The organism is Clostridium sp. (assembly GCF_036569345.1).
In the GTDB taxonomy this organism is placed as follows: domain Bacteria; phylum Bacillota; class Clostridia; order Clostridiales; family Clostridiaceae; genus Clostridium_AD.
Genome location: NZ_DATCQT010000152.1, coordinates 30,184 through 44,128, shown reverse-complemented (window position 1 = coordinate 44,128; position 13,945 = coordinate 30,184). Strand labels below are relative to the sequence as shown.

The following is a 13,945-nucleotide window of genomic DNA, read 5'->3' as shown; positions in this document are numbered from 1 at the left end:
AGTTCAAGTAGGCCAAACAGGAAAAACTGTAAGACCAACAGTATATATAGCTTGTGGTATTTCAGGAGCAATTCAGCATTTAGCTGGTATGCAAGATTCTGATTTTATAATAGCTATAAATAAAGATGCAACAGCACCTATCATGAAGGTTGCAGATATTGCAATAGCTGGAGATTATAGTAAGGTAATTCCAGAAATGATAGCTCAAATCAATACTCTAAAAAATAAATAATTAAAATAAATAGTGTATTGAACTTGCTTTAATTACTAAATTTAGTATTAAAGTAAGTTCAAAAAATATTCATTACTTATGTATTCTAAATACATATAATTAGAGGAGAGTGTTAGTATGAAAAAGGTTTTTATACTTGGTGCAGGAACTATGGGAGCAGGTATTGCTCAAACATTTGCAGCTAAAGGAAATGAAGTAATATTAAGAGACATTAAAGATGAGTTTGTAGATAAAGGACTTGCTGGAATAAAAAAGAATATGGAAAGATTAGTTAGCAAGGAAAAAATCACAAATGAACAAATGGAAGAAATACTTTCAAGAATCACAGGAACTACTGATATGAATTTAGCAGCAGACTGTGATCTAGTAGTTGAAGCTGCAGTAGAAAATATGAAAATAAAGAAACAAATTTTTGCTGAGTTAGGTACCATATGTAAACCAGAAACTATTTTAGCTTCAAATACATCTTCACTTTCTATAACTGAAGTAGGAGCTGCTACAAACAGACCTGATAAGGTTATAGGAATGCATTTCTTTAATCCAGCTCCAATGATGAAACTTGTAGAAATAATTAAAGGAATGGCTACATCTACTGAAACTTTCGATGCAGTAAAAGAAATGGCAATTGCTATCGGTAAGGACCCTGTAGAAGTTGCTGAAGGACCTGGTTTTGTTGTAAACAGGATATTAATACCAATGATTAACGAAGCTGTAGGAATCCTTGCAGACGGTATTGCGTCTGCAGAAGATATTGATAAAGCGATGAAACTCGGTGCTAATCACCCAATGGGACCTTTAGCATTAGGTGATCTTATAGGCCTTGATGTATGCCTTGCTATCATGGATGTTTTATATTCAGAAACTGGAGACTCTAAATACAGAGCTCATAGTCTTTTAAGAAAATATGTTAGAGGCGGATTTCTTGGTAGAAAAACTAAAAAAGGAATCTTTGATTATTCAAAATAATATATTATTTTAAAATAAATAATGAATTTGGGGAGTATTGTAACTTATAAGGGTTATGATACTCCTTAAATTTTAATTACATATATTTATTATTTTGTATATATTAGGAGTTGAAAATAATGACATATACTAAAGAAAATAGAGAAGATATTATTAAAAAATCACATGAACGTTCTCGAAAATACGGTATTCAAATAGAACAAGTAAGATCCAAGAAAATTTTAAGAGGGCAAGCAGCGGCTGATAACATGAAAATTAATGAGGAGTTAATAAGGATAGCGACTCCCTTTATGAAAATTGTTTACGACTTTTTAATAGATTCAGGATTCTTTATTATATTAACAGATAAGGAAGGGTGTATTCTTAATATAATTGGGGATAAAGGTATATTAGTTGCAGCAAAAGATATGGATATGGTAATTGGGGCCTATATGGATGAGGAAAGTATAGGAACCAATGCTATGGGAATAGCTATAAGTGAAAATGTGCCTATTCAAGTATCGGCTACAGAACATTTTGTTACAGCATATCACAAATGGACTTGCTCTGCAGCTACTATCCATGATGGGAATGGTATTATAATTGGAACGCTAAATTTAACAGGAAATAGTAAGTTTGTACATCCTCATACTTTAGGTCTTGTGGTGGCTGCTGTAAAATCTATAGAAGTTCAGATTAATAGCGAAAAAATTAAAGTTGAGCTTGCAAAATCATATTTATATATGAGTACAATCATGGATTCCATGGATTATGGTATTATTGCTGTAGATGTTTATGGGGTAATTAGAAACATCAATAAGACCTCATGTGTTATGCTTAAAATACTTAAAGAAGATATAATAAATAAGTCTATAGAAGAAGTATTATATAATTGGCAAGATATATTTAATCAAGTTAAAAATCAAAAGGAATACCACGACGAAGAGATAGTGCTAGTGCGAAGTGGAGTACGGGAAAGATATACCTTAAGTACTTATGCTATTAAGGAAAAAAATAATGATCTTATAGGTATGGTTTTAACAATTAAAGAAATTCAAGAGGTTTTAAATTTAGTTAATAAATATACTGGGAGAAGAGCCAGGTACGTATTTGAAGATATTATAGGAGAAAGCCATTCAATAAAAAGGGTAATAAGTAATGCTAAAAATATTGCGTCGACTACATCAACTATATTAATTGAAGGCGAAAACGGGACAGGTAAGGAAATATTGGCACAGGCTATTCACAATGCAAGTGATAGAAGAAATAATAACTTTGTGACAATAAATTGTGAAGCTATACCTAAAAGTTTAATAGAAAGCGAATTGTTTGGATATGAAGAAGGAACTTTTACTAAAACTGAAAGAGATGGAATGCCAGGTAAGTTTGAATTAGCAAGTGGAGGAACTTTATTCTTAGATGAAATTGGAGAAATGCCACTTGATATACAAGTGAACTTATTTACAGTTTTGCAAGAGGGTTGTGTAAGACGTGTAGGAAGTACTAGGTATATTCCAACAAATGTTAGGCTAGTAGTAGCCACCGATAAAGATCTACGACAAGAAGTAGAGAAAGGAACTTTTAGACGAGACTTATATTCTAAACTTAGTGCAATTTCAATTTGGTTACCACCTTTAAGAGATAGGGAAGATGATATAATGCTTTTATTTAAATATTTTATAAGTGTAAAAGCAGAAAAGCTTAGAAAACCAATTCCTTATATATCAAATGAAATATATAGTAATATTTTAACTTATAACTGGCCAGGAAATATTAGAGAAATTGAAAACTTTGCAGAAAACATTGTTAATTTGGAAGGAAATACTACCTTTGATATTGCTAATAAACAAGATAAAATGCAATCTATTACAGAATGTGAGAATAAAATACCAGATGATGATATGTATATCTGTTCGCTGCAAGAAATTGAGGAAAAGGCAATAAGAGATACTATTAAAAAATTTGATGGAAACATATCTAAGGTAGCAAAGGTGCTGGGAATAAGTAGAAATACACTATATGTAAAGATGAAGAAGTATGGCGTGGAATTTAAAAACGGCAAACCTGAGTAAATACAAGCAAAATAATAATTAACAAAGTACAAAAATAGAAAAGTGTATAAAAACATAACAGTGTCACATAAGTTAACAATTAATTGTTAATTTATGTGACACTTTTTAATGATATAATATAATAAAAGTCAAAATATACTGAATTAGGTTACGATAATATTGACTTTATGCTTTCAATGATATATTATTAACAAATAGACGAGAAATAAAAAATAAAAATTTAACAAAGTGTTACTAGTATAAGAGTATAAAGATACAAAAATGCATACTACTATATTTATAAATGGAGGGATATACAATGAATAGGTTTACTTTGCCAAGAGATATTTATTATGGAGAGAATTCATTAGAAATGTTAAAAACTTTAAAAGGTAAAAAAGCAGTAATAGTTACTGGTGGAAGCTCTATGAAAAAATTCGGATTTTTAGATAAGGTTGAAGCTTATTTAAAGGAAGCTGGAATTGAAGTTAAGCATATTACAGGAGTAGAACCAGATCCATCAGTAGAAACAGTTATGAGTGGTGCAGAGGTAATGAGAGAATTTAAGCCAGATTGGATAGTATCAATCGGTGGTGGTTCACCAATTGACGCAGCAAAGGCTATGTGGATTTTCTATGAATATCCAGAATTTACTTTTGAACAAGCAATTATACCATTTAATATTCCCGATTTAAGACAAAAGGCTAAATTTATAGCTATACCGTCAACTAGTGGAACTGCAACGGAAGTTACAGCATTTTCAGTAATTACTGATTATAAAGCAAAAATAAAATACCCTCTGGCAGATTTCAATTTGACTCCAGATATAGCAATAGTTGATCCCGCACTAGCTCAGACAATGCCACCTAAACTAGTAGCTCATACAGGTATGGATGCATTAACACATGCAATTGAGGCTTATGTAGCAGGTCTTCACTCAAGTTTTTCTGATCCGCTAGCAATGCAAGCCATAACCATGATTAGAGAAAATTTATTAAAATCATTTGAAGGAAATGAAGAAGCACGAAATGAAATGCACATTGCGCAATGTCTTGCTGGAATGGCATTCTCAAATGCTCTACTGGGGATATCTCATAGTATGGCACATAAAACAGGCGCTGTATTCCATATTCCTCATGGTTGTGCTAACGCAATATTCCTTCCATATGTTATAGATTTCAATAAAAAGACTTGTGGAAGTAGATATGCTACTATAGCAAGAGCATTAAATTTAGCTGGTAAATCGGAAGATGAATTAATAAATTCATTAACTGGTATGATAAACGATTTAAATAAAGCTATGAATATACCATGTTCTTTAGCTGAATATGGCATGACTAAAGAAGATTTTGAAGCGAATGTAGACTTTATAGCGGAAAATGCTATAAAAGATGCATGTACAGGATCTAATCCAAGACCAATAAATGTTGATGAAATGAAAAAAATATTTAATTGTACCTTTACAGGGGGAAAAGTTAATTTTTAGTATAATAGGTATTAATTGAATAATTATTAAGAGGACAGGTAGTGAATAGCATCAGTGTTTTTATGCTCTATACTACCTGTTTTTTAATATAAAAATTTTATACTAAAGGGAATTGTTATTCAAAATAAATTTTAATTAAAATACTTTGAATTTTTGTGGTAAAATAAAGATAAATAACAACTTATAATAATGAAGATTTAAAAACGATTGCATAAAAAGAACAAAATCATAGATTAAAATGGAGGGTTAAAAATGTATAAAATAGTCGACAAAAGAGCATTAGCACCTCAAATATTTTTAATGGATATAGAGGCGCCAAGAGTAGCTAAATCAGCAAAGCCTGGTCAATTTATAATTATTAGAATGGATGAAAAAGGTGAAAGATTACCTTTAACAATCTCTGACTTTGATTCTGAAAAAGGTACAGTTACTATAGTAGTTCAAACAATAGGATGTTCAACAAAAGAAATGGAACACTACGAAATTGGTGATTCATTTTCAGATTTTGTAGGACCACTTGGACAAGCATCAGAATTAATGAGTGAAAATATTGAAGATTTAAAGAAGAAGAAAATTGTATTTGTAGCTGGAGGCCTTGGAACAGCTCCAGTTTATCCTCAAGTTAAATGGTTAAGTGAGCAAGGTGTAAAAGCAGATGTAATAATAGGCGCAAAGGGTAAAGATTATGTAATTATGGAAGATAAAATGAAGAAGGTAGCAGGTAATGTGTATGTTTGTACTGATGATGGTTCTTATGGATATAAAGGGCTTGTTACAAATAAATTAAAAGAATTAGTTCAAAATGAAAATAAGAAATATGATTTGGTTATTGCTATCGGACCAATGATAATGATGAAATTTGTTTGCAAATTAACTGAAGAACTTGGAATATCAACTATTGTAAGTATGAATCCTATTATGGTTGATGGAACAGGAATGTGTGGAGGTTGCAGACTTACAGTTGATGGTGAGACTAAATTTGCTTGCGTTGATGGACCAGAATTTGACGGACATAAGGTTGATTTCGCAGAGGCAATGAGAAGACAAACAATGTACAAGTCCCAAGAAAGTTCTAAAACTGAAGGCATTAAGCCTGGTTGCGGTTTAGAAGGAGGTACTAAGTAATGAGTATTAAGAGTAGAGTTCCAATTGCAGAGCAGGATCCAAAAGTAAGAGCAACTAATTTTGAAGAAGTATGCCTTGGATATACAGAAGATGAGGCAGTTGAGGAAGCATCAAGATGTTTAAAATGTAAAAAACCAATGTGTGTTACTAAATGTCCAGTAGCAATAGATATTCCTGGATTTATTGCGCATGTTAAGAATAGAGAGTTTGTAGATGCAGTTAAGGTAATAGCAAAATACAGTGCATTACCAGCCGTTTGTGGAAGAGTTTGTCCACAAGAAACCCAATGTGAAAGCAAATGTATATTAGGAATAAAGGGAGACGCTATCGCAATTGGTAAACTTGAAAGATTTGTAGGTGACTATTCAAGAGCGCACGATGTAGATATTTCGGAAACTAAACCTAAAAACGGTAAAAAGATTGCAGTAATTGGAAGTGGCCCATCAGGACTTACTTGCGCAGGCGATTTAGCCAAAGATGGATATGATGTAACTATATTTGAAGCACTTCATGAGGCAGGCGGAGTTTTGGTATATGGAATTCCAGAATTTAGATTACCTAAGGAAACGGTTGTTAAACACGAAGTTGAAAATGTTAAGAGATTAGGCGTTAAATTAGAAACAAATGTTATTATAGGACGAACTGTTACAATAAAACAATTAATGGAAGAGGAAGATTTTAAAGCTGTGTATATCGGTTCAGGTGCAGGACTTCCAATGTTTATGGGAATACCAGGAGAAAATTTAAATGGAGTATTCTCTGCAAATGAATTTTTAACTAGAAGTAATTTGATGAAAGCATTTAAAGAGGGATATCGTACACCTATAAGAATAGGCAAGAAGGTTGCTGTTGTAGGTGGAGGAAATGTTGCTATGGACTCAGTGCGAACATCAGTGAGGTTAGGCGCAGAAGGTCACATAGTTTACAGGAGATCGGAATCAGAACTTCCAGCAAGAGCTGAAGAAGTGCATCATGCAAAAGAAGAAGGAGTTATAATGGATTTACTTGTAAATCCAGTTGAAATTCTAGGAGATGAAAAAGGGAACGTTATAGGAATGAAGTGTATAAGAATGGAACTAGGAGCGCCTGATGCTTCAGGTAGATGTAGACCTATAGAAATTAAAGGATCAGAATTCACAATGGATGTAGATACGGTTATAATGTCTCTAGGGACATCACCAAACCCATTAATCCCTTTAACAACAAAAGGTTTGGATATTAATAAGCGCAAGTGTATAATTGCAGAAGATGAAACTGGTTTAACTTCTATAAATAAAGTATATGCCGGTGGAGATGCGGTTTCTGGAGCAGCTACAGTTATATTAGCAATGGAAGCAGGGAAAAAAGCTGCTAAAGCTATAAATGAAATGTTAACAAAATAACAAAGTTTATTAAAAAGCCCTGTGGACATTTGTTCATGGGGTTATTTATTGTTCCCAGTCGATATTCTTAGAAAACCAAAGGATACATGAGCATTGAGGAGTACAACTGATATGCAATTGAATGCTTAATATTGACAAAATCATAGTACATTGGTATAAATGTTATAGGACATGAACTTGTAAATGGTTAAACATTAAAGAATAATGTTACCAAAAAAATAAAACTGTACTATACAATACATAAAAAAATATATATTGGGGGAACAACAAATATGTGTATAAAAATCGCTATAAATGGATTTGGTAGAATAGGAAGAGTCGCACTAAGGATTGCTTTAAACAATTTATATGAGGGAACAGAAATAGTAGCTATAAATGCAAGAGCGGATGTAGAAACACTTGCACACCTTTTTACCTATGACTCATGCTATGGAACATTTAAAGGCGAAGTAAAAACACAGGGTAACTCATTAATAATAAACGGCAAAGAGATTAAAGTGTTTAATATAAAAGAACCTAAGGACTTGCCTTGGAAAGAATTAGAAGTAGATATTGTTATAGAATCAACCGGCATATATAAAAAGAGAGAACAGGCTATGCAGCATATTAAAGCAGGAGCTAAAAAGGTAATAATTACTGCACCAGCAGAGAATGAGGATATAACAATAGTTATGGGTGTTAATGATGAAAAGTATAATCCTCAAAAACACAATATCATATCAAATGCTTCGTGTACTACCAATTGTCTTGCCCCTTTTGCTAAAGTGTTAGATGAACAATTTGGTATAGTGCAAGGAAGTATGACGACAATACATTCATACACTAATGATCAAAAGATATTGGATAAAACTCATAAAGATTTAAGACGTGCTAGAGCAGCGGGAGAGTCAATAATTCCTACAACTACAGGAGCTGCAAAATTGCTGGCAAAAGTAATTCCAAACTTAGCAGGCAAGATTAATGGGTCGGCTTTAAGGGTACCAACAGCTGCAGTGTCTATTACAGAAATGGTATGTGAGATGGCAACAAAAGTAACTGTAGAGCAAGTAAATAATGCATTCAAATATGCATCACAAAATGAGCTAAAGGGTATATTGGGTTACTCAGAAAGGCCATTAGTATCCATCGATTATAAAGGGGATGATCGATCATCCATAGTTGATGGACTTTCAACTATGGTTGTAGGCGATAATATGTTAAAGGTACTAGCATGGTATGATAATGAATGGGGATATTCAACAAGAACAGTAGATTTAGTAAATCTTGTAGCAAGTAAAATGATTAATATGAAAAATATGAAATTGGTAGTATAAATGTTGAAAATTAGTATCTAAACTTAAACAGTAATTCTTTAATTTCTTATATTTAAACACATAAAAAATAGGGTACGGGGACAGTTAACAATTATTGACTTTGTGGTTAGTAATTGTTAACCGTCCCCGTTTATTTTTTTAAGTTAGATGATGAGTAAGTATTTATAAAATTTATAGCAGAGGTTAAAATTAAAAAACTTGTTAGATATCCAAATGTTTTGATATAATGAGGTTAAAGGCTAAGGGGGATATCTATGTTAATGGATAAAATCAATAAATATTACACTAAGGGATATGATTTTAGCTGTTCTGAGGTGATGATCTACGCAGCGAGTAACGAATATAATATGAATTTACAAAGCGAAACATTTAAGGCTATGTCATCATTTGGTGGTGGTATGGGTGTTGAGAGTGTATGTGGAGCCATAACGGGTTCCTTGGCAGTTATAGGCATACTGTTTACTATTGAAAAAGCACATGAAGGAACTAGGGTTAAAAAATTATGTCAGGAATTCTTCCAAAAATTTGAGGAGAAGTTAAGTTCCAATAATTGTGAAAAACTTAAAGAAAAATATAAAAAAGAAGATAGTGGGTGTAGGGTAATGATTGAGACCGCAGCCCAAATATTAGATGAAATTGTGTTACGTGAATTACTAGTTAATCAATAAAAACGTTGAAAGGAAAAATTATGGATTACGAAAATATTGAATCATTTAATAAAGGTATCATTTTAAAAGGCGTAATTAACTTTGAATTAGACCATATATTCGAATGTGGGCAATGTTTTAGATGGAATAAGCAACCTGATGGAAATTATATAGGCGTGGTAAATGGCAAGGTAATAGAGGTAGAGAAAAAAGAGACATTGGTAAAAATTTATAATATAGATGAGGAAGAATTCAATAATTTTTGGTGTGATTATTTCGACCTTAAAAGAAATTACTCCCTTATTAAAGAGAAATTTCAAACTGATCCTCTTCTAGAAAGGTCTGTTAATTTTGGGCATGGTATTAGATTATTGCAACAAGAGCCATTTGAACTTACCATATCGTTTATAATTTCATCAAATAATAGAATTCCTATGATAAAAAGAGCTATTAATAATTTGAGCCAAAAGTGGGGAAAAGCAATTGAATATAAAGGAGAAACATATTTTACGTTTCCAACGGTTGCAGATTTAGAGGGAGCTTCTTTAGGAGATATTCAAAGTTGCAGTTTAGGATTCAGATCTAAATATGTAAAAGATACAGTACATAAGATATATATCGGTGAAGCAAATTTGGAATTTATTAAATCATGTGATGATGATATTTGCCATGAACAATTAAAAAAATTTAATGGTATTGGTCCAAAGGTTTCAGATTGTATAATGTTATTTTCTATGCAAAAATATTCTGCATTTCCAGTGGATGTATGGGTTAAGAGAGCAATGCAATTCTTTTATTTAGCACCAGATGTATCGCTACCTAAAATAAGAGTTTTTGCTAGAGATAAATTTGGAAACTTGGCAGGTTTTGCACAACAGTATTTATTTTATTATGCGAGGGAGAATAATATTAAAATAGAATAAATTAATAGAAATTAAGCAAAATATATAATAACATATAAAAAATTTGCTTAAGATTGAATATTCTAGGGATGAAGAGGATGAAAAATAATGAAGATAATATGGAATTCTGTAATAGAGAAAATATTAAAGAACAAACAATATATAATATTATCAGCAGTTTTATTATTTTTCATATACATTGGATATGAATATTATTTTAAGTTTTCATATATAGTGAAAAATCCCAATATATTAAAAGAAATTGTTCTTTCTTATGGGAAATTTAGCATTTTAGTATTTATTTTTATGCAGATTTTACAAGTGGTTGTTTTTTTTATACCAGGTGAATTTATACAAATTGCTGGAGGTTATATTTTCGGAACTTTTTCAGGAGGAATAATATCATTAATAGGTATTACTATAGGCAGCATGATAGTATATCTTATTGCTAATAGCTTTGGTAAGCCATATGTTGAGAAAATAATACTAAATGAAAAAGTTAAATTCTTTAAAAAAATTCTGAAAGTAGGAAGCAAAAAAATTGTTGTATTCATGTTTTATTTAGTTCCAGGAATACCGAAAGATGCACTAGCATATATATGTGGAGTATCAGATATTTCTCTTAAAGATTTTATTATATATTCAACTCTCGGCAGAATTCCGGGGATTATTATTTCTTCTTATTTTGGGCAGAAAATATATGATCAAGATACTACAAGTTTAATAACTATAAGTGTAACCATGAGTATTTTATTTGTAATAGGAATTTTTAAAGGTAATAATATAATAAAGAATATGATTAGAAAGAGAAAGATTAGTTGAAATCACTTTTTTAAAATAAAAAGTTATAAAGAGTGTAGCTTTTTATAAAATGTTATAAAGAGTGCAGCTTTTTATATTGTGATTTATATATACATCTTAACATTATGCTACTTAAAGAAATTAAAATAATTATTAATATTGCACAGTGAAAGAAAAAATTCTGTGGTAGTATTGTAATTATTGGGTCGGTGTTAATATCAAATAACCAATAGTCATTATTGAAAAAGATATGATGGAAAGTTGTGAAGCTTTTATCAAAATTGATTAAAAAAGGTATAAGCAACGTTATGGGAATTATAATCAAAAATATGGAGCTAGTTAATAGATAGTTTATTTTCTTACGTTTTTTATTTATAATAACACCTATAATATTTATTAATATGGATAATAATAGCATTATTTTAAGATTATCAAATATTACTTTAACTTCCTTAAAATGAATTTTTCCATGATCAGATGAAGGTAGTGTTGGAAGATTAAATTCTTCTGTTTCATTTTGGGTTAAAAATGTTATAACATAATTATAATTAGCTTTAAGTTCACTTTTATTCAAATTGGAAGATTGTTCAATATTTAAAACATTAATATCAATATAATATAATGGTTTAAAGAGCAAAGTAAAATACACACTTAAAATTAAAAAAAAGAAAGTAATACTTAAAATAAAAACTGTTTTTAATGAAAATTTGTAAACACTAGATAAAATATTCATAAAATCACCTCTATTAGTGATTTTAACAATAAATGAATATATATTCAATAATAAAAATATTCGCAAATTACAAAATTTGAGAAAAATAAGCAAACTGGAGTAAAACTATATAATACAGTGATAAATAAGCATAACTTGATTATTTGACTATATATGATATAATATATACAATATACGAATTTGATATTATACTGATTATTAATTATTATGTAAGTTATAGACAATGTTAGCACTCAAATGTGTTGAGTGCTAACAAAAGTGAAAAAAATATATGAGGAGGGGTTTAAATGAACATTAGACCACTTAGTGATAGAGTATTAATTAAAAGGTTAGAAGCAGAAGAAACTACAAAAAGTGGAATACTTCTTTCAGGAGCTTCAAAGGAAAAACCACAAGAGGCCGAGGTAGTTGCAGTAGGACCAGGAAAGACCGAAGATGGAAAATTAATTAAAATGGAAGTTAAGGCAGGGGATACAGTATTATTCTCTAAATATTCAGGAAATGAAATCAAATATGATGGAATTGAGTATATCATATTAAAACAAGAAGAACTATTAGCAATAATTGAAAAATAATTTTAATTAAACGTTATAACAATTAAATGATAATTAAACAATAACAATTAAATTATTATTATTTAATTGTTATCGTATAGGAGGGTTTTAAATGGCTAAAAACATATTGTTTGGAGAAGAAGCAAGAAGAGCTATGCAAAGAGGTGTAGATAAGCTTGCAAATACTGTTAAAATAACACTAGGACCCAAAGGAAGAAATGTTATTTTAGATAAGAAATTTGGATCACCACTGATAACAAATGATGGTGTTACTATAGCTAGAGAAATAGAGCTTGAAGATGCATTTGAAAATATGGGAGCACAACTTGTTAAAGAAGTTGCTACAAAGACCAATGATGTAGCGGGAGATGGAACAACAACTGCAACACTTCTTGCTCAAGCTATAATAAGAGAAGGTTTAAAAAATGTTACAGCTGGAGCAAATCCAATGCTCATAAGAACAGGAATAAGAATGGCTGTAGATAAAGCAGTTGAAGAGATTAAAAAATCTTCTAAACCAGTTAATGGTAAAGAAGACATAGCTAGAGTTGCTTCTATATCAGCTAGTGATGAAGTAACAGGAGCTTTAATTGCTGATGCTATGGAAAAAGTAGGTAACGAAGGTGTTATAACTGTAGAAGAATCAAAATCTATGGGAACTGAACTGGATGTTGTTGAAGGAATGCAGTTTGATCGTGGATATTTAAGCGCATATATGGTTACAGATTCAGAAAAAATGGAAGCAAATCTTGATGAGCCATATATTTTGATAACAGATAAGAAAATTACTAATATACAAGATATACTTCCAATACTTGAGCAAATTGTTCAACAAGGTAAAAAATTATTAATAGTTGCTGAAGATATTGAAGGTGAAGCTTTAAGTACATTAGTTGTTAATAAATTAAGAGGAACTTTTACTTGCGTAGCTGTTAAAGCACCAGGTTTTGGCGATAGAAGAAAAGAAATGCTTCAAGATATAGCAATCCTAACAGGAGGAGAGGTTATATGTGAAGAATTAGGAAAAGAGCTTAAAGATGTTACTGTTGAAATGCTTGGAAAAGCAGAAAGTGTTAAAATATCTAAAGAAACTACTACAATAGTAAACGGAAAAGGTGAAAAGAATGTTATACATGATAGAATCTCTCAAATTAAAAAACAAATTGAGGATACTACATCAGATTTTGATAGAGAAAAGTTACAAGAAAGACTTGCTAAACTTGCAGGAGGAGTAGCTGTAATAAAAGTTGGAGCTGCTACTGAAACAGAACTTAAAGAAAAGAAACTCAGAATAGAAGATGCTCTTGCAGCTACAAAAGCAGCAGTTGAAGAGGGAATAGTGCCTGGTGGTGGAACTGTTTATATTAATGCTATTGTACAGATTAATAAGTTATCATCAGATGTACCAGATATTCAAGTGGGTATTAATATAATTAAAAGAGCTTTAGAAGAACCATTAAGGCAAATAGCTACAAATGCTGGTGCAGAAGCTTCAGTTATAATAGAGAGAGTCAGAGAAAGTCATGGAGAAATTGGTTATGATGCTCTACACGGAGAATTTGTAAATATGAATAAAGCTGGAATTGTTGACCCAACAAAGGTTGTAAGATCAGCACTTCAAAATGCAGCATCTGTTGCAGCAACTTTCTTAACAACAGAAGTTGCAGTTGCGGATATTCCAGAAAAAAATGCAGCTCCAATGGGTGGACCAGGAATGGGAATGGACGGAATGTACTAAAAGTAATTTAAATAACAAACAGAAATATCTGAAACA

General features: G+C 30.9%; 13 protein-coding genes. 12 read left to right on the top strand and 1 reads right to left on the bottom strand.

Annotation, left to right across the window (positions count from 1 at the left end):
- From VIM70_RS15400 to VIM70_RS15355, 10 genes are all read left to right on the top strand, one after another.
- The coding region (locus VIM70_RS15400) for an electron transfer flavoprotein subunit alpha/FixB family protein (RefSeq protein ID WP_331946658.1) at positions 1 to 232 on the top strand (232 nt) is incomplete at its 5' end.
- Between the two features lie 117 nt (positions 233 to 349).
- On the top strand, positions 350 to 1,198 hold the full coding sequence (locus tag VIM70_RS15395) for a 3-hydroxybutyryl-CoA dehydrogenase (protein ID WP_331946657.1): 849 nt from the start codon (positions 350 to 352) through the stop codon (positions 1,196 to 1,198).
- Positions 1,199 to 1,317: 119 nt separating this feature from the next.
- The gene (locus tag VIM70_RS15390; RefSeq protein WP_331946656.1) at positions 1,318 to 3,249 is read left to right on the top strand and encodes a sigma-54-dependent Fis family transcriptional regulator; all 1,932 of its coding nucleotides are present in this window, start codon (positions 1,318 to 1,320) and stop codon (positions 3,247 to 3,249) included.
- A gap of 298 nt (positions 3,250 to 3,547) precedes the next feature.
- Positions 3,548 to 4,714 carry an iron-containing alcohol dehydrogenase gene (locus tag VIM70_RS15385; protein ID WP_331946655.1) on the top strand — a complete coding sequence of 389 codons (1,167 nt, stop codon included), beginning with the start codon at positions 3,548 to 3,550 and terminating at the stop codon, positions 4,712 to 4,714.
- Between the two features lie 252 nt (positions 4,715 to 4,966).
- Entirely contained in the window at positions 4,967 to 5,839 is an 873-nt protein-coding gene (locus VIM70_RS15380; protein WP_331946654.1) for a sulfide/dihydroorotate dehydrogenase-like FAD/NAD-binding protein, read from the top strand.
- Entirely contained in the window at positions 5,839 to 7,221 is a 1,383-nt protein-coding gene (gene gltA / locus VIM70_RS15375; RefSeq protein WP_331946653.1) for an NADPH-dependent glutamate synthase, read from the top strand. Before VIM70_RS15380 ends, gltA begins: the two co-directional genes overlap by 1 nt.
- Before the next feature lie 272 nt (positions 7,222 to 7,493).
- On the top strand, positions 7,494 to 8,534 hold the full coding sequence (gene gap, locus VIM70_RS15370) for a type I glyceraldehyde-3-phosphate dehydrogenase (protein ID WP_331946652.1): 1,041 nt from the start codon (positions 7,494 to 7,496) through the stop codon (positions 8,532 to 8,534).
- A 254-nt stretch (positions 8,535 to 8,788) separates the two neighbouring features.
- Complete coding sequence (locus tag VIM70_RS15365; RefSeq protein WP_331946651.1) at positions 8,789 to 9,202, top strand: C-GCAxxG-C-C family (seleno)protein; 414 nt, start codon at positions 8,789 to 8,791, stop codon at positions 9,200 to 9,202.
- Positions 9,203 to 9,222: 20 nt separating this feature from the next.
- Entirely contained in the window at positions 9,223 to 10,104 is an 882-nt protein-coding gene (locus tag VIM70_RS15360) for a DNA-3-methyladenine glycosylase family protein (protein WP_331946650.1), read from the top strand.
- Between the two features lie 87 nt (positions 10,105 to 10,191).
- Complete coding sequence (locus tag VIM70_RS15355) at positions 10,192 to 10,905, top strand: TVP38/TMEM64 family protein (protein WP_331946649.1); 714 nt, start codon at positions 10,192 to 10,194, stop codon at positions 10,903 to 10,905.
- Positions 10,906 to 10,957: 52 nt separating this feature from the next.
- Here the strand turns inward: VIM70_RS15355 and VIM70_RS15350 are convergent, their stop codons facing one another.
- Positions 10,958 to 11,617: a TIGR01906 family membrane protein gene (locus VIM70_RS15350; protein ID WP_331946648.1), complete on the bottom strand. Its 660-nt coding sequence runs from the start codon at positions 11,615 to 11,617 to the stop codon at positions 10,958 to 10,960.
- 287 nt (positions 11,618 to 11,904) lie between these two features.
- On the opposite strand from VIM70_RS15350, the gene VIM70_RS15345 reads away from it, so the two are divergent.
- Both VIM70_RS15345 and groL read left to right on the top strand, forming a co-directional pair.
- The gene (locus tag VIM70_RS15345) at positions 11,905 to 12,192 is read left to right on the top strand and encodes a co-chaperone GroES (RefSeq protein ID WP_331946647.1); all 288 of its coding nucleotides are present in this window, start codon (positions 11,905 to 11,907) and stop codon (positions 12,190 to 12,192) included.
- Positions 12,193 to 12,283: 91 nt separating this feature from the next.
- Positions 12,284 to 13,909: a chaperonin GroEL gene (gene groL / locus VIM70_RS15340; RefSeq protein ID WP_331946646.1), complete on the top strand. Its 1,626-nt coding sequence runs from the start codon at positions 12,284 to 12,286 to the stop codon at positions 13,907 to 13,909.
- Positions 13,910 to 13,945 lie beyond the last annotated feature (36 nt).

What these genes read in the sequence shown, in the direction of transcription:
- VIM70_RS15390 (WP_331946656.1), top strand. Translation starts at nt 1,318, where the DNA reads ATGACATATACTAAAGAAAATAGAGAAGATATTATTAAAAAATCACAT.
- VIM70_RS15345 (WP_331946647.1), top strand. Translation starts at nt 11,905, where the DNA reads ATGAACATTAGACCACTTAGTGATAGAGTATTAATTAAAAGGTTAGAA.
- gltA (WP_331946653.1), top strand. Translation starts at nt 5,839, where the DNA reads ATGAGTATTAAGAGTAGAGTTCCAATTGCAGAGCAGGATCCAAAAGTA.
- groL (WP_331946646.1), top strand. Translation starts at nt 12,284, where the DNA reads ATGGCTAAAAACATATTGTTTGGAGAAGAAGCAAGAAGAGCTATGCAA.
- VIM70_RS15385 (WP_331946655.1), top strand. Translation starts at nt 3,548, where the DNA reads ATGAATAGGTTTACTTTGCCAAGAGATATTTATTATGGAGAGAATTCA.
- VIM70_RS15365 (WP_331946651.1), top strand. Translation starts at nt 8,789, where the DNA reads ATGTTAATGGATAAAATCAATAAATATTACACTAAGGGATATGATTTT.
- VIM70_RS15350 (WP_331946648.1), bottom strand. Translation starts at nt 11,617, where the DNA reads ATGAATATTTTATCTAGTGTTTACAAATTTTCATTAAAAACAGTTTTT.
- VIM70_RS15395 (WP_331946657.1), top strand. Translation starts at nt 350, where the DNA reads ATGAAAAAGGTTTTTATACTTGGTGCAGGAACTATGGGAGCAGGTATT.
- VIM70_RS15380 (WP_331946654.1), top strand. Translation starts at nt 4,967, where the DNA reads ATGTATAAAATAGTCGACAAAAGAGCATTAGCACCTCAAATATTTTTA.
- gap (WP_331946652.1), top strand. Translation starts at nt 7,494, where the DNA reads ATGTGTATAAAAATCGCTATAAATGGATTTGGTAGAATAGGAAGAGTC.
- VIM70_RS15360 (WP_331946650.1), top strand. Translation starts at nt 9,223, where the DNA reads ATGGATTACGAAAATATTGAATCATTTAATAAAGGTATCATTTTAAAA.
- VIM70_RS15355 (WP_331946649.1), top strand. Translation starts at nt 10,192, where the DNA reads ATGAAGATAATATGGAATTCTGTAATAGAGAAAATATTAAAGAACAAA.